At 58.2% G+C, this 15,920-nt stretch carries 14 protein-coding genes and 1 pseudogene; 2 read left to right on the top strand and 13 right to left on the bottom strand.

Annotation, left to right across the window (positions count from 1 at the left end):
• Positions 1-191, top strand: a pseudogene (locus tag VL547_RS08230) (hypothetical protein); the annotation flags it as partial.
• Positions 192-241: 50 nt separating this feature from the next.
• Here the strand turns inward: VL547_RS08230 and VL547_RS08225 are convergent.
• The 13 genes from VL547_RS08225 to panC all read right to left on the bottom strand — a co-directional run bounded on the left by VL547_RS08225 (position 242) and on the right by panC (position 15,017).
• Positions 242-1,135: a hydroxymethylglutaryl-CoA lyase gene (locus tag VL547_RS08225; RefSeq protein ID WP_325577172.1), complete on the bottom strand. Its 894-nt coding sequence runs from the start codon at positions 1,133-1,135 to the stop codon at positions 242-244.
• A complete protein-coding gene (gene rlmB / locus VL547_RS08220) occupies positions 1,125-1,979 on the bottom strand; it encodes a 23S rRNA (guanosine(2251)-2'-O)-methyltransferase RlmB (protein ID WP_325577171.1) in 855 nt (284 codons plus the stop codon). Before rlmB ends, VL547_RS08225 begins: the two co-directional genes overlap by 11 nt.
• A gap of 39 nt (positions 1,980-2,018) precedes the next feature.
• A complete protein-coding gene (locus VL547_RS08215; protein ID WP_325577170.1) occupies positions 2,019-2,645 on the bottom strand; it encodes an NYN domain-containing protein in 627 nt (208 codons plus the stop codon).
• A gap of 208 nt (positions 2,646-2,853) precedes the next feature.
• Positions 2,854-3,333: a YcxB family protein gene (locus tag VL547_RS08210; protein ID WP_325577169.1), complete on the bottom strand. Its 480-nt coding sequence runs from the start codon at positions 3,331-3,333 to the stop codon at positions 2,854-2,856.
• 138 nt (positions 3,334-3,471) lie between these two features.
• The gene (locus tag VL547_RS08205; protein WP_325577168.1) at positions 3,472-6,681 is read right to left on the bottom strand and encodes an efflux RND transporter permease subunit; all 3,210 of its coding nucleotides are present in this window, start codon (positions 6,679-6,681) and stop codon (positions 3,472-3,474) included.
• 3 nt (positions 6,682-6,684) lie between these two features.
• On the bottom strand, positions 6,685-7,767 hold the full coding sequence (locus VL547_RS08200) for an efflux RND transporter periplasmic adaptor subunit (RefSeq protein WP_325577167.1): 1,083 nt from the start codon (positions 7,765-7,767) through the stop codon (positions 6,685-6,687).
• A gap of 9 nt (positions 7,768-7,776) precedes the next feature.
• A complete protein-coding gene (locus VL547_RS08195; RefSeq protein WP_325577166.1) occupies positions 7,777-9,153 on the bottom strand; it encodes a TolC family protein in 1,377 nt (458 codons plus the stop codon).
• A gap of 102 nt (positions 9,154-9,255) precedes the next feature.
• Positions 9,256-10,152, bottom strand: a complete 897-nt coding sequence (locus tag VL547_RS08190; RefSeq protein ID WP_325577165.1) for an exopolyphosphatase — start codon at positions 10,150-10,152, stop codon at positions 9,256-9,258.
• A complete protein-coding gene (ppk1, locus tag VL547_RS08185) occupies positions 10,121-12,241 on the bottom strand; it encodes a polyphosphate kinase 1 (protein ID WP_325577163.1) in 2,121 nt (706 codons plus the stop codon). The genes VL547_RS08190 and ppk1 overlap by 32 nt, the downstream gene beginning before the upstream one ends.
• Positions 12,242-12,289: 48 nt before the next feature.
• On the bottom strand, positions 12,290-12,751 hold the full coding sequence (rfaE2, locus tag VL547_RS08180; protein WP_325577161.1) for a D-glycero-beta-D-manno-heptose 1-phosphate adenylyltransferase: 462 nt from the start codon (positions 12,749-12,751) through the stop codon (positions 12,290-12,292).
• Between the two features lie 4 nt (positions 12,752-12,755).
• Positions 12,756-13,769, bottom strand: a complete 1,014-nt coding sequence (locus VL547_RS08175; RefSeq protein WP_325577159.1) for a lysylphosphatidylglycerol synthase transmembrane domain-containing protein — start codon at positions 13,767-13,769, stop codon at positions 12,756-12,758.
• A 21-nt stretch (positions 13,770-13,790) separates the two neighbouring features.
• Entirely contained in the window at positions 13,791-14,135 is a 345-nt protein-coding gene (gene panD, locus VL547_RS08170; RefSeq protein WP_325577157.1) for an aspartate 1-decarboxylase, read from the bottom strand.
• A 12-nt stretch (positions 14,136-14,147) separates the two neighbouring features.
• Positions 14,148-15,017, bottom strand: a complete 870-nt coding sequence (panC, locus tag VL547_RS08165; RefSeq protein WP_325577155.1) for a pantoate--beta-alanine ligase — start codon at positions 15,015-15,017, stop codon at positions 14,148-14,150.
• Positions 15,018-15,090: 73 nt separating this feature from the next.
• Between panC and VL547_RS08160 the strand changes: the two genes are divergently transcribed.
• A complete protein-coding gene (locus VL547_RS08160; RefSeq protein ID WP_325577153.1) occupies positions 15,091-15,912 on the top strand; it encodes a glycogen/starch synthase in 822 nt (273 codons plus the stop codon).
• Positions 15,913-15,920: the final 8 nt, after the last annotated feature.

Here is a 15,920-nt window from a genome sequence, read left to right as displayed (position 1 = left end):
TCTTTACCGTCGGCGGCGGGATCGGGACCCTGGCGGGGTTGGCGGTTTTTATCTGGGGCGGGAATTTTATCATTCAGAAGCTCAACGCCAACCAGAAGAAGCTGGACGTCTTTATCGGTTGTATCTTCCTGCTCACGGCGTTTATACAGACGTATAAGATCGTGTATCCGCACGGGGTGCACATACGTTAAGCGCGGGGCGGCGCCTTGCGCATCTTCCGTGTCTTGCGGCGGGCGGGCGCCTAGACGAAAATCTCCCTCGCCATCCGGCGCGCCTCGCTGAGGAGTCCCGCGTCGATGCGGCTTTCGTAGCCGTTCTTTTGCAGGTACTCGAAGATATCCGCGGTGTCGATGTTGCCGACGAGCTCGTCCTGGGCCAGCGGGCAACCGCCAAAGCCGCCGAGGGCGCCGTCGATACGGCGGGAACCGCCTTCCAGAGCGGCGGCGATCTTTTCAGTGACGCCGCCGGGGCGGCTGTGGAGGTGGACGCCGATTTCCATATCGGGCAACGCGGTTACGAGGTGGTGCGTCAGCGCGTGGATCTCCTCGGGCGTGGCGACACCCACGGTGTCGGACAGGGATATGCTGGTGATCCCGACGGAGGCGAGCTTGTGCGCCCATTTATAGACGACGTCCTTGGAGTAAGGGTCCTTGTAAGGATTGCCAAAGGCCATCGAGAGATAGACGACGAGTTGCTTGTCGGACTGTTTGGCCAGGTAATGGATATCGAAAACGCGCTCGTAGGCCTCGGTGATGCTCGCACCGGTATTTTGCTGCTGGAAGGTTTCGGACAACGAGAACGGGAAACCGAGATAGCCGATTTCGGGGTGGCGGCACGCGTCTTCGGCCCCGCGGCGGTTAGCCACGATCGTAAGCAGGCGGGTGTCATGGATCGGGCGGTGGATACCGGCCAGGACGGCTTCGGTGTCGGCCATCTGGGGGATCACCTTGGGGGAAACGAAACTGCCGAAGTCGAGGGTGTCGAATCCAACGCGCATCAGGGTGTTGATATAGTCGATCTTGACGGCGGTGGGGATGGGGTGCTTCCAGCCCTGCATCGCGTCCCGGGGACATTCGATGACTTTTACAAAACGGCTTTTCTGGAGGGCGGGCGCGGTGCTGTCTTTAATGTGCATACAGTCGGTGTTTCAGGGCTTCGTATAAGATAATGCCGGCGGCGACGGAGACGTTGAAGGAATCGAAACCGCCCGCCATGGGGATGGTGAAGCGGACGTCCGCGGCCTTTTGGAGGAAGTGCTGGACGCCGTTTTCCTCGTTACCCATGATCACACACGTGGGTACGGCCCAGTCGACTTCGAAGACGCGGACGGGGGCGTTCATTTCGGCGGTGCAGACCCGGATGCCGTTGAGGTGGAGGGTGTCAACGGCCTTCAGCAGGCTGCCCACGCGGCAGACGTTGATCTTTTCCAGGGCGCCCGCAGAGGACTTCATCGCCTCTCCGTTGAGCGCGCCCACGCCCTTGTCGGGGATGACGAGCGCCTGCGCCCCGCAGCAGAGCGCGCTCCGCGCGATCGCCCCGATATTGCGGACGTCGGTGACGCCGTCGAGCATGACAAAGAGGGGCGTTTCACCCCTTTCCACCGTCTGGTCGATCACCGCCTGGAGGTCCATGTACGTGATCAGGGCGGCGATGGCGACGACCCCCTGGTGGTTGGCGCGGGTAAACCCGTTCAGCTTTTCGACGGGGACGGTATTGATGGGCACCTGGAGGGTGGCGGCCAGGCGGCGGATTTCCTCGATGCCTTCGCCCGTTGCGCCCTTTTGCATAAAGATGCGGTCCATACCCTTACCTGCCTCCAGGGCTTCCAGGAGGGGCTTGCGACCGATGACCAGGGAGGGCTTCGCGGCGCGGGGGCCCGGGGCGCGATTGCCCGAAGCGCCCGCTGGGCGTTTGCCGGCGGCGCCGGGCGGGCGTCGGTCCGAAGAGCCGCCCGGGGGTTTGTTGGGGAGAAAAGGCATGGGGCAAAATTCGGGAAAGTTATGATATGTGTACCATAACTATCTCCACTTTGTAGGCCGGCTTAGTGTCTCGCCATAGGCAGTCTGAAACTTTTCTTCAAATTGACTGTCCGCCAGTTTTTTTCGTCCGATGACCAAAGACCCCTTGGCGTAGTTTCTAATTTTATCATTAACCCGGCCGGGTGGAAATGCGACAAGTACACGCTTCGATAAACCGGACTCATTGATATGCCGTATTGGAGGTACCAAATCCGTATCCCCCGATATCAACATAGCCATGTCAAAACGATCCCCGTAGAAGTCCGCGAGCATATGTGTGGCGATATTGACATCCGTCATTTTCTCGCTGTTCACATGCGATACCTGGCCACAGATTTGACATTGACTTTTTCCCTTTTGGAATATACCAAGGATTATCTGTATGCGCGCAACCGTGGACAATGCATCAAAATAGATTATCTGCCGGGCACGTCTATCGGCGTTGTTGTCAATAGCGGAGGAAAAATATTTTATCCCAACCAACTCTTGTTGAGGCTTTAAAAGCTCAAGAACAAGCGTTTCCAAATTGAGCCAACTATAACGCCTAAAACCGTTATCTTTCAATCCGTTATACAAATTGAAGCCGTCAACGTAAGCAATTACCCGCTCTTTTCCTGAAGTACCCACGGTAAAAAATTTGTTTACTATTTATATGTGTGCTACATTTGTACCAGCCCCACTGAATTTTTCAATTCAGCCCGACGCACCTGCAAAGGTGCGTTTCTTTTTATACCCTTCCCCTCAAGTCCCGTGAAATACGGAGACCCCCACAAGCTTATAAAGATAAGCTACCGCTTCACTTCCTAAACAGCCTTAGTTAAAATTTGAAATAAGCTTAGACGCGCCCCTTTGGCACGTGCGCGCTGACGAAGTCGATCTGCTCCGGCGTAAAGGGCGCCAGCGGCAGGATAAACGCGGAGACGCGGTCGGTGAACAGGAGCAAGTACCCCCCTACCCTTTGTTTACGCACCAGGCCCTCCCAGGGCAGCATCTCGGTGGCGACGTTCAGCCACACGCCTTCATCGGTAAAGGTATAGACGACCTGCTGGGAGCTGAGGTTGCCGTACCGGTAGGTCCGGGCGGCGAACCAGGCATTGAAGAGCGGAAAAGCTATCGCAAAGAAGAAACCGATAAACAACGTCGGATATACGTCCCCGATACGGGGGATGGCCCCAAAAGCCTCAAGCAGCCCAAAACCCAGGGCGGCGACGCCTACGCAACAAAAAAACAGGATGATCGGGTTCGTATAGATGCGCAGCACGCTCATACGCACGAACTCGGATTTCGTCAGGTGTGCATTTATCGAGAAGGACATCCGGCAAAGGTAAGGAAAACGGTTTTGCGGTTATACTGCTGTAAGCGCGCTTCGGGGCTGTGGGCATGCGCCTGCCGCCTACCGTCTGCGCGCTTCGCGCCGGTGCGGCGAGGCACGGCAGCGGCGGCAGCACCGGGACTAGTGCGGGATGGCCGGTGAGGCCGAGGGCGTGGCGGCGTGGCCGTTCTCGGAGGGGGTGTATGATGCGTTCATGTCGGCGATGATCTGCTTTTGCTTTTCGGGGTGACCGAGGTGGAAGCGGCGCATGAAACCGTCGGCTAAAGAGTAGATGACCGGGACCACGATCAGGGTGAGGAACATCGACGAGATGAGGCCCCCGATGACGACCCAGGCGAGGCCGTTCTCGACGGCGGAGACGCCGCCGTGGGCCAGGGCGATGGGGAGCATCCCGAAGACCATCGCGATGGTGGTCATGAGGATGGGGCGGAGACGCGCGTGGTTGGCGTAGATCAGGGCGTCGACGGTGTTGTGGCCTTCGGCCTTCGACTGGTTGGTGAAGTCGACGAGGATGATGGCGTTTTTGGCGACCAGACCCATGAGCATGATCAGACCGAGGATGGTGAAGATGTTGAGGGTGTTGTTGGTGAGCGCGAGGGCCAGCAGGGCGCCGATGAGGGCCATGGGGAGCGAGCCCATGACGACCAGCGGGTAGATATAGCTGTCGTAGAGGGCCACCATGATCAGGTAGACGACGACGATGGAGATCAGGAGCGCTACGCCGAGGGTGGCGAAGGCGTCGCCCTGGTTTTCCTGGTCGCCGGCGAAGATATAGGTGACGCCGACGGGGCGTTTCATCTTGAGCAGCTTGGCGGCGAACTCGGCGGTGACGGTACCGGAAGGACGGCCGATGACCTGGCTGCGGACGGAGACAGAGGGGCTTTTGTCGCGGCGTTCGAGCTCGCTGGGGCCGGACCCTTCGGTGACGGTGGCGAACTGGTTCAGGCGGACGAGCTCCCCGTGGCTGTTGATAAAGGCCAGGTTGGACACGTCGGCCATGTTCTTGCGGTCGAAGCGGCCAAAACGGAGGTTCATGTCGTATTCGTACGCGCCCTGGCGGTATTTCAGCTTGGAGTCGTCGGCGGTACCCTGGAAGGCGGTCGCCATGGTGGCGCCCACCACGTCGAGGGTGAGACCGAGGGCGGACATCTTGTCGCGGTCCATGTGGACGTCGATTTCCGGGGTGCCTTCTTCCATGGAGAGCTTGGCCTCGGTGATGCCGTTGAGGGTGCGCAGCGTGTCGAGGGCAACCGTGGCAAAGGCCATGGCGCTGTCGAGGTCGGCGCCCAGCACGTCGAGCTGGATGGGCGCGGCCTGGGCCGAACCAAGGATGCTCACGGGCAGGGTCTTGACCTTGACGCCGGTGAGCTGGTCCTGGAGGTCTTGCTTGACGTGGGCGGCGTAGATATCGGACGAGACGGACCGCTTGCTTTCGTCCACCAGGGTCACGGTGATCTGCGACTCGTAGGCCACGGCCTGGTTGGCCTGGCCGAAGTTGTCGGCGGACGCCTGGCCGACGACGGTGATCATGGAGACCACTTCGGCTTTTTTGGCCAGGAAGGCTTCGGCTTTCATCGTGGCCTGGTTGGTCTGCTGGACGGACGCATCCTTGGGCAGCTCCAGCGCGACGATGAACTGACCGCGGTCGCCGTTGGGGATGAACTCACCCCCTATGTATCCGCCGCCGACCAGGTAGAAGGACGAAAACAGCAGCACGGTGGCGACGAGCATGGTCGCCACGCGGTGACGCAGCGCCCAGCGGAGGAGGCTGCTCATCCAGTGGGTGAAGGCTTCGAGCCGGCGCTCGAACCACATAATGAACTTCTCGAAGATGTTCTTGCCGGTCAGGTGTTCCAGTTTCCCGATACGGGAGGAGAGCAACGGCACGATCGTAAAGGAGGACAGCAGGCTGAAGGCGGTAGCGATCATGACGACGATACAGAACTGCTTCAGGATCTGCGAAACGATTTCATTGGTCAGGGATATGGGGAGGAATACGACGATGATGACGGCCGTGATGGACATAACGGTTACGCCTATTTCGGCGACGGCGTCATAGGACGCGCGGACCCGGTTCTTGCCCATTTCCATGTGCCGCTGGATGTTTTCCAGGACCACGATGGCGTCGTCCACGAGGATACCGACCACCAGCGAGAGACCCAGCAGGGACATCAGGTTGAGCGAGAAGTTGAAGAGCTTCATCCCGATGAAGGTCGCGATCAGCGACGCGGGAATGGAGATCATCGTGATAAAGGCGTTCCGGATGGTGTGGAGGAACAGCAGCATGACCGCGGCCACGAGCAGCACGGCGATGAACAGGTCGCGAATGACCGAGTTGGCGGAATCGAGGGTAAAAGTGGAGGTATCGTTGGCGATACCCAGTTTTAATTGAAAGGACTTGTATTCGTCCTCGAGCTGGACGACGGCGGCCTTGACCTCCTTGCTCACGGTCACGGCGTTGGCGTCGGTCTGTTTCTGGAGCTGGATCGCGATGGACTCTTTCTGGTCGACGCGCGCCAGCTGGTCCTGGTCCTTGATCCCGTCCTGTACGTCGGCGATGTCGCTCAGACGCACCTGGGTGCCGTTGTCGGTGGTGGTGACGACGAGGTTGCGGAGCTCGTCGATGGAGGTCAGCTTACCCTGGAGCCGGATCGACATGTTCTGCTCGTCGGTCTTTATGGCGCCGGTCGGGTACTCCTGGTTGGCGTTGGTCACCACCTGGCGGACCTGGGCCAGCGAGAGCTTATAGGCCTCCAGCTTCTGGGCGTTGACGTTGATCTGGATTTCGCGTTCTTCCCCACCCACCAGCGTGGCCTGGGCCATACCGGGGAGCCGGGAGAGCATCGGCTGTATCTTCTGGTTGACGATGTCGTAGAGCTTGGTGGCTTCCATATTGGCGGTAGCCGAGAGCGTGATGATGGGCAGGTCGCTCAGGTCGAACTTGTTCAGCGACGGTGTCTTGGCATCGGTGGGCAGGTCGCTGATGATGACGTTGACCCGCCGCTGCGCGTCCTCCAGCGATACGTCGGCGTTGGCCGCGGTGGTCAGCTGGATGGTGAGCACCGACAGGTTGTCGCTGGAGATCGCGGTCAGCTTCTTGACGTTCTCCATGGCGGCCACGGCGTTCTCGATCTTCTTGGTGATCGAGCTTTCCACTTCCTCCGGACCCGCCCCCGGGTAGACCGTGGTGATCGTGATCACGTTGGAGGCAAACTTGGGGAACAACTCGTAGTTCAAAGAAAAATACGAGAGCAGGCCCATCAGGGTCAGGATGGAAAACAGCACGACAACCAGGGTCGGGCGCTGTATCGATATCTTTGAAATTTGCATGGCTTACTGTTGTTGTTTCTGAACGGCCACCGGGGTGCCATCCACCAAATTCACCTGTCCGCTGGTAATAACCGTGTCTCCCTTTTGCAGCCCTTCGCGGACCTCTACCCTATCTCCGTAGATACGGCCGGCGACGACCTTGTGGAGCCGCGCCAGACCGCCGTTCATAACATATACTTCGTTGCTGTTGACGCCCCCGTTGAAGGCGGAGCGCGGCACCAGCATCATCGGTTGCATCTGCGGGAGCACGAAGTGCGCGGTCCCGTACATACCTGCCTTAACCGGTTTAGCGGCGCTGTTGACGATTTCGATGTCCACCGGGTAGCTGAGGGTGTTGTCGCCCTGTACCGCGATAAAGGTGATGTGCCCTTCATAGTGCACCTCCGGGTACACATTGGCGGTGACGTCCACCTTCTGGCCGACCTTGAGCGCGACGACCTGGCCTTCCGGTACGTTGACCGTGAGCTTGAGCCGGGACACGTTGACGATGTCGACGATCTTGTTGCCAAGGGCCAGGTAGGTCCCCTGCTCGACGTATTTCTTGTTCACGACGCCGGAGATCGGCGCCTTGACGTAGGTATCGTTGATCCGCTTCTTGGCCTGCTCCACGGCGGCGGCGATCTGCTCGTACTGGAAGTTGGCGTCATCGACCTGTTTCTGGGTAACGCCGCCCGCGGGCAAGGCTTTTGCGTAGCGGTCCTTGTCGACCGCGGCTTGCTGCAGCCGGCTTTGCTGGTTGGCGAGGTCCTCCTGGAGCAGCTTGTCGTCCAGGCGGGCGATGACCTGCCCTTCGGAAACCACAGAACCTTCCTTCACCATCAATTCCGTAATCTGCCCGGCGGATTGCGCCAGGAAGGTCAGCGACTGCACCGGGACGAAGTTTCCGTTGGCGTCGAAGTGGGGATCGAAGGGGGTGACATCCGCGATATAGGTGAGGACGGGAACCGCGCCGTTGTTGCTCTCCTTCACCACGTCGGTATGCGCGGTGTTTTCCTTTTTAATCGCGCCCAGCTTCCAGACGATGAAAGCCAGGGCGGCGGCGATGATCACGACGGTGACAATGACGTTCCTTATTTTCTTAGACATGACAGATTGTTAATTGAGTAACGAGGGAAGGTTTCCATTGGCTTTGATCAACCCGATCTCCGCTATCTTATATTGAAGGAGGGCGCTGTTGTAGTTGTTCTCCGCGGTGAGGTAGGAGTTCTCGGCGTCCAGGAGGTCCGTCAGCGTGGACAACCCCTGGCGGTAGTTGCTGTCGGTCACCTTGTAGACTTCCAGGGCCAGCTCCAGGTTGTCCTTTTGGGCCCGGATGGTATTGATGCTGGTCTGGAGGTATATCTTGGAGTTGCGGTAGGACAGGTCCAGCTGCGACGCCGTCTGGGCCGCCTGCTCGTTGTACTGGTCGATGGCGATCTGCGCCTGGTGGACGCGCGACCGGCGGGCGCCCCCGTCGTAGATGGGTATTTTCAGGTTGAGGGCGATGTAGCCGACCTGGTACCAGATGGCCGTGGTCCCGTGCCCGATAAAGTCGAAGTTGTCGCTGACGCCGTTGGTGGAGTAGTTCCCCTGGAAGGAAAGGGAGGGATAATACTGCGCCTGGTTGGCCTTTTTCTGGTAGCCTTCCAGCTCCGCCTGTTTCTTGAGGATGGTATATTCCAGCCGGTTGTTGAGGTTCAGCCCGGAGTCGAGGGTCATGTTGCTGCCGATCTCGCTTTCGACCGTCTTCTGGTCGAATACGTCCAGTATCAGGGGTGCGTCCAGCGGCATCCCCATCAGGTAACGGAGCTGGAGACCCTGTTGTACGATCGAATCCACGAGGGCGGTGCGCTGGGTATTGAGGTTGGTCAGGTTGACCCTGAGCCGGTCGACGTCGATCTTCCGGGCCAGGCCGTTTTCGAACTGAGACTGAGTGCTTTGCATCACCTTTTGGATGTTGGCGATGTTGGAATCCAGTACGGCCACCTGGGTGCCGGTGACCTGGGCCTGGTAGTACACCTGGGCCACCTGCTCGATCACCTGGACCTTGGTCAGGGCCGTGTGCATGGTATAGTAATCCATCCCCGCCTTGGCCGCCTTGACCGCCGTGAACACCGACTGGTCGTAGATCTTCTGGTCCAGCGTGGCCTGGCCGGTGAGCTGCCAGGTCAGGGTGATGGGGATCGGCTTACCGTTCCCACCGGGGAACTGGCTGGCGATCGCCGGCGGGAGGACCAGCACCTGCTTCTGGACGTTGTCCTGGAGCAGCCCCGACGTATTGATCTGGGGGAGCGCCTGGGCCTTGGTCTCCTTGATCTTTTCGGCGCCGGTCTTTTCATCGAACCGGGTAACGGCGATCTGCTGGTTGTGGGCGACGGCAAATTGCAGGCACGCCTTGAGATCGAGGGGCTGGGTCTGCGACTGGGCAAACCCTACCTGGGCTGCCCCCCCTAGGAGGAGGCAGGCCAGGCCCATTCTGATTATTTGATCCATACGATGCATAAATTCCATGGCAAAATTACGGCTGGAAACTTTTGAAACAAAAAAAGTTTCTGCCGATTTTCAGGATTTGGGCGGGTTTGCTGGCTTAAATTATCATGTAGTCAGGCGCCGGACGTATTTTTCGTCGTAGAGGTGCTGGATAAGCCCATCCACGAGACCGATCTTGGGTACATAAATTTCTTCTACGTTCGTCCAACGCATTACATTAATATATATCTGCAGCGCCGGTACGATGACGTCTGCCCGGTCTTCCTTGAGCTTGTAGAGGCGGATGCGTTCTTCCACGGTAAAGCTACTAAGTTCTTTCAAATAGTCCTTGAGTAGTTCAATATGGAGGGGTTTGCCGTCTTTTCGTTTGGATAGCGAAAAGATCTTATTGATGTTGCCGCCGGAGCCGATGGCCGTCACGTGGGGGTAGCCCTTGGTCCGGGTGCGGAGGAAGTTCTTGACCTCTTCCCAGTTGGCCTCGGAAACCTGATCTTTCAATAGACGAATAGTACCGATATTAAAGGATTCCTTGAATTCCAGGCGGCCATTGGTGAAAAAGGTGAGCTCGGTGGACCCGCCGCCTACGTCGATATAGAGGTACGCGTCGTCTTTGCCGAGGCTTTCGGCGATGTGGTTCTCATAGATGACCGCGGCCTCTTCCTGGCCGCTGATGACCTTGATCTCGATCCCGGTCTCCGCCTTGACCCGGCGGATGATCTCCGTGGCGTTCCGGGCGTCGCGCATGGCGGACGTGGCCGCGGCAATGACGTACTCGACCTGGTAGATGTTGAGGAGGTGCTTGTAGGCCTTTACGGTCTCGACCAGCCATTGCACGCGCTCCCGGCTGATCTCTCCCTGTTCGAACACGTCGAACCCCAGGCGCAGGGGTACCCGGACCAGGTTTAGTTTGATGAATTCGGGTTTGCCCGCCGCCGTCATCTTCACTTCCGAGATGAGCAGCCGGGCCGCATTACTGCCTATGTCGATCGCCGCCAGTCTCAAGCGCTACGGGTTGTTGTTTTAGCTTGTTTTCCAGGTAATGGTGTATTTCGATTTGTGACCGGACCTTCTTTCCAGGCGTATGCACGTACGCGTTCGAGAGCTCGTTGTCGAGTACCCGGGCCTTTACGTTGTCGCTCAGCTGGATCTGCAGGACGTCCTTCAACTCCTGCTGAATAGCCTCGTCCAGGATGGGACACCCCGCCTCGACGCGGTGGTCGAGGTTGCGCACCATCCAGTCCGCCGAAGATATGTAAACTTTTTCCTTTCCGCCATTATGAAACACCATTACCCGGGAATGTTCCAGGTATTCGTCGACGATGCTGATGGCGCGGAAAGGCTTTTTATACTTTTTGTTCTCCGTATAAGCGCAGAAGATGCCCCGGACGATCATGTTGATCTCCACGCCGGCGCGGGCGGCCTCGTAGAGCTTTTCGATCAGGATCTCGTCCGACAGGGAGTTCAGCTTGATCGTCATGGCGGCCTTTTTCTTCTCCTTAGCGCGCTTGATCTCCCCGTCGATGTTCTTGAGGATCTCGGTACGCATGCTGACGGGGCACACCAGCAGGGTTTTGATCTGCTTGAGCTGGGCCGCGCGCAGCTTGGGCTGCTCCAGGTAGTTGAAGATCCGGTTGATGTCCGCCATAATGGCCCTGTTGGCGGTCAGCAGACAGTGGTCGCCATAGAACCGGGCGGTCCGCTCGTTCAGGTTGCCCGTGGACACGAAGCCGTACTGGATAACCCGGCCATTGACGCGCTTTTTGATGACGCAGCACTTGGCATGGACCTTCATGTCGGGCACGCCCAGCAGGACCTTGACGCCCTCTTCTTCGAGGACCTCTTTCCATTCCAGGTTGGCTTCCTCGTCAAAACGCGCCTTGACCTCCATCATCACCGTGACCTGTTTCCGGTTCCGGACCGCGTTGATCAGGGCGTTGATGACCTTCGAATTGGGCGCCAGGCGGTAACACGTGATCTTGATCTGTACCACTTCGGGGTCCATCGCGGCCTCCCGGAGGAGGTCGATGACCGGAGTAAAGCTATGGTAGGGGAAGTGGAGCAGCACGTCTTTTTCCAGGACGACCTCGGTAACCCGCCGGTGCTCTATCAGCGAAGGATGAGCAACCGGTTTGTGCCGTTCGGGCCGGGGGAAAACGTCCGGGAAGTCCATGAAGTGCCGGAAGTTGTGGATACGTCCCCCCGGGATGATGTTGTCCCGCCCGGTCAGGTTGGAGCGGCGGACGAGGTATTCCAATAGTCCCGGGTCCATTTCTTTGTCGTAGACAAAACGCACCGGTTTCCCCTTCCGCCTCGCCTTCAGCCCCTTCTCGATCTTTTGGACCAGGGAGGTGGAAATGTCGTTGTCGATGTCGATCTCGGCGTCCTTGGTAACTTTGAAGATGTGGGCGCTAAAGGAATCGTAGCCGAAATAGGAGAATATCTGGGGCAGCGAAAACCGGACGATGTCCTCCAGGAGGATGATGTTGTGCTCGCCGGGTTTGGAGGGGAGCTCCACGAACCGCGGGGCGGTCTTGGTGGGTACCTCGATCAGGGCGTATTTCTTGTCGTAGGCGTTGTGCTTCTTGGACATGACCACCCCCAGGAAAATCGACTTGTCCCGGAGGTAGGGCAGGTCCGGTATGCTCTCCAGCATCAGCGGGATGACGCCGCTGCGGACCACTTCCTCGAAGTAGTTCAGGACGAAGGCCTGTTGTTCTTTATTCAGCTGCGTTTCGTTCAGGAGGTAGATACGTTCCTTGGCCATTTCGTCCAGGATGATGTTCCATATCCGGTTGAACTCGTTCTGCTGCTGGAGCACGATCATCTGGATCTCCTCCAGGATGCGTTCGGGGGAGTCCTCGAGGTGCATGTTGACGCGACCCTTTTTGCCTTTTTGCTGTATTTCGATCATCCGTTTCAGCGTGGCTACGCGGACGCGGAAGAATTCGTCCATGTTGTTGGAGAAGATGCCGAGGAATTTGATCCTTTCGCGGAGGGGAACGCTGGGATCGTTTGCTTCCTGGAGAACGCGGCCGTTGAAACTTAGCCAGCTGATGTCGCGGACTATGGTCTTGCCTTTGTTGCTTAACATAGGTATAAATATATGGGCCCCAATGGGCTTCGCAGTGTTAAATTATTATTACAGCCGGTTGATCTTTTCGATGATCCCGGTGGTGGAATAGCCCTGTTCGTAAGGGATGACCTCGACGGCCCCACCCCACCCCAGGACCTCTTTGGCGCCCACGATGGTGTCGATCTGGTAGTCGCCGCCCTTGGCCAGGACGTCGGGTTTGACGGCGGTGATGAGCTCGTACGGCGTGTCTTCGTCGAAGAGGATCACCGCGTCCACGAACTCCAGGGCGGCCAGCAGCAGCAGGCGGTCGCCTTCTTTGTTGATCGGGCGTTGCGGCCCTTTCAGGCGTTTTGTAGAGGCGTCGGAGTTGACGCCGACGACCAGGAAGTCGCCAAAGGTGGCGGCTTTGCCGAGACAGTCGATGTGACCGCGGTGGAGGATGTCGAAGCAACCGTTGGTGAATACGATCTTTCTGCTCAGGAAGCGCTCGCGGGCCACGGTGAGCAGGAGCGTTTCCAGGGAATACATTTTGCTAGCTGTGTGCGGGTAGTTCTTCATTCTTGCTTGTGCGTTTTGTCTTGGATGCCAGCAGCACGAAGGACGCGCCGCCTACGACGATGATGAGCACGGTCGGTACGATCCACAGCAGGTTGCCCGCCGCCAGCGCGATCCCCCCGGGGATGGCGTAGAACATCAGGGTCCGCTGGACCAGCAGGGGGTACGAACCGACGCCGCCCTGGGTGACCACCATGCCGATGCTGCCCACACCGAGGACGCTGAGGGCCTCCTTGGCGCCCAGACCATCCAGCTCCCGGAAGGAGTACATCCCCAAACGGGTGCACGCGTAATACAGGGACCAGATCAGGACGGTGTGGAAAAAGAACCACCCCTTCTTTTTGATCAGGCGGACCTTGACGATGCCGGCCCACATGCCGGTGACGATCTTCCTGGCCCAAACGACGAGCTTGTGCTCCTTGAAGCGGATGAACAGGTAGATGACGAGGACGGCCACCAGGACGAAGCTCAGCGCAAACCACAACAGGAGGTGGTTGTTTTGACCCGGTTTTCCCCTCAGCTGGCTGAGGAAAAAGTCGTTCAGCTCCCCGGCCTGGAGCGAAAACGCCAGGAAGAATACCACAAAGAGACAGACGACGTCGATCAACCGTTCGACGATGATCGTGCCCAGCAGCTGCTCGATGGGGATGTCCTCCTGCCGGCCCAGGAGGGTGCACCGGAGCACTTCGCCCAGCCGGGGCAGGATCAGGTTGGCCCCATAGCCCACCATCACGGAGTAAAAGACGTTGAGGGTGGCGGGTTTGTACCCCAGGGGCTGCATCATGATCTTCCAGCGCACGGAACGGCTCCAGTGGCTGAGCAGGTAGAGCAGGCAGATGGGGAGGAGCAGGATGTACCGTGCCTGTCTGAGCGCGCCCTTTATCTGCACCCACTGATCGGGTGTGACCTTGTGTATCGGGAACCATACGAGTACAATACCGAGGGCAAGGAAAAGGGCGTAGCGGAGGACAAGCAGGAGCTTCTTTTGCATACCGAAAGATATGCAATAAAACTATAGTCTATTTCCCTCTTTGGGAAATACCAGCCACGGCTTGAAGGTCCTGGCTTTTTCAAAATCCATCGTGGCATAGGACATGACGACGATGACGTCGCCGGCGAGCCCCTGGCGGGCGGCGGGCCCGTTCAGGCATACGACTCCGGAGCCGCGTTTGCCCTTGATGATGTATGTTTCCAGGCGGGAGCCGTTGTTGACGTTGACCACCTGTACCTTTTCGTTTTCGATGAGGTTCGCGGCATCCATCAGGTCCTCGTCCAGCGTCAGGCTGCCCACATAGTTCAGGTTCGCCTCGGTTATCACCGCCCGGTGGATCTTCGATTTTAGTACTTCGATTTCCATAAGGGCGCAAAGTTACGACACTTTATGCAATTGGTGTGCCTGGGCGAGGACCTCATTGTCAATGAGGCGGACGTCGTTGTAGAAGGCGGCGATAAGCGCGACGGCGGGGGTTTTGCCGTCCCACTTCCCCAGGAGGCGCAGCGAGGCGGCGTCGGCGATGGAGACGTAGTCCACGCGGAAGCCCTTGGCTTCCAGCGCCGCCCTGGCGGCATCGGTGAGCGCTGTCAGCGGGCCGCGGGTGAAGCCCCGGCGGATGTCTTCGAGGGCCTCGTAGATCGCGATCGCTCCGGCGCGGTGCGCCGCGTCGAGGCGCATATTGCGGCTGCTCATCGCCAGCCCGTCGGGTTCGCGGCGGATGGGGCTGACGACCAGGGTCACGGGGAGGTGTTCCAGGTCGATCAGTCGCTGAACGACCATGCACTGCTGGTAGTCCTTCTGGCCCATATAGAGGTCGTCGGGCGCGACGATCCGGAGCAGCCGCTCCACCACCTGGCAGACGCCCTGGAAGTGACCGGGGCGGTAGGCGCCCTCGAGGACGGTTTCGAGATAGCCGAGGTCGTAGTGTTTTGCCGGGGCCGTGCCCTGGGGGTAGATTTCGGTGACATCCGGCAAGAAAAGTACATCGGCACCCGTTTTCTCCAGGAGATATACATCCTGATCGACCGTTTTGGGGTATTTCTGGAAATCGGAGGGGTCGTTGAACTGGGTCGGGTTCACGAACACGCTGACGACGGTAAAACGGCCGCCGGCGCGGGCCTCCCGGATCAGGGAGGCGTGACCGTCGTGTAGGGCGCCCATGGTGGGGATGAAGCCCAGGCGGGGGCCTTGGGGACGGGCGGAAAGGTATTCGTTTAAAGAGCCGATCGTTCGACAGATAACCATAGCATGTCCTTTATCAAAAAAAGGTTACCTTTGCACTCATTTTGTCAGGTAACAATTCCTTAACTTAACCTAAATGCCAGCAAAGAAACGGATTTTATTCATAGCCAACGAAATGTCTCCCTACTTGGAGGAAACGGAATTCTCCGCAATCATCAACCAGTTGGCTATCAAAGCAAATGATAACGGTTTCGAAGTGCGCTGTATCATGCCCCGTTTCGGTATGATCAATGAGCGGAGGCACCGCCTCCATGAGGTGGTCAGGCTGTCAGGGATTAACGTTTCGGTGGATAACGACGACTACCCCCTCCAGATCAAGGTGGCGTCTTTGCCCAATGCCCGTTTGCAGGTGTATTTCCTGGACAATGAGGATTTTTTCAAACGCAAGGGCGTGCTGTGCGACGAGTCCGACAAATGGTACGAGGACAACGACCTGAGGACGATCTTCTTTTGCAAGGGCGCCCTGGAAACGGTCAAAAAATTCGGCTGGCCTCCCGACATCATCCATTGCGCCGGCTGGATGACCGGGCTGATCCCGCTGTACCTGAAGACCGCCTATAAGAAAGAGCCTGTGTTCAACCATACCAAGGTCGTGTTCACCATCGGGCAGAACACGTTCACCCAAAGCCTCGGCCCGGACCTGGTCAAAAAGGCGATCATCCACACCAACATAAAGGAAAAAGACCTGGATCCCTTCAAGGACGCCAATAACACCGCGATGTTCCGGGGCGGCGCCTGTTACGCCGACGCCATTACCTTTGGCGCGGAAAAGGTCGACAAAAAGCTCCTCGAGGAATTTGGCAAGGTCAAGGGCAAAAAGGTTCTGCCGTTCGACGCCGCCCACCAGGAAGACCTCACGGAATACATCCAGCTATACAACGAGCTGTCTAACAGTTAAGCTATTCC

Source organism: Dinghuibacter sp., assembly GCF_035492835.1.
GTDB lineage: Bacteria > Bacteroidota > Bacteroidia > Chitinophagales > Chitinophagaceae > Dinghuibacter.
This window is presented reverse-complemented; position numbering and strand designations above follow the sequence as displayed.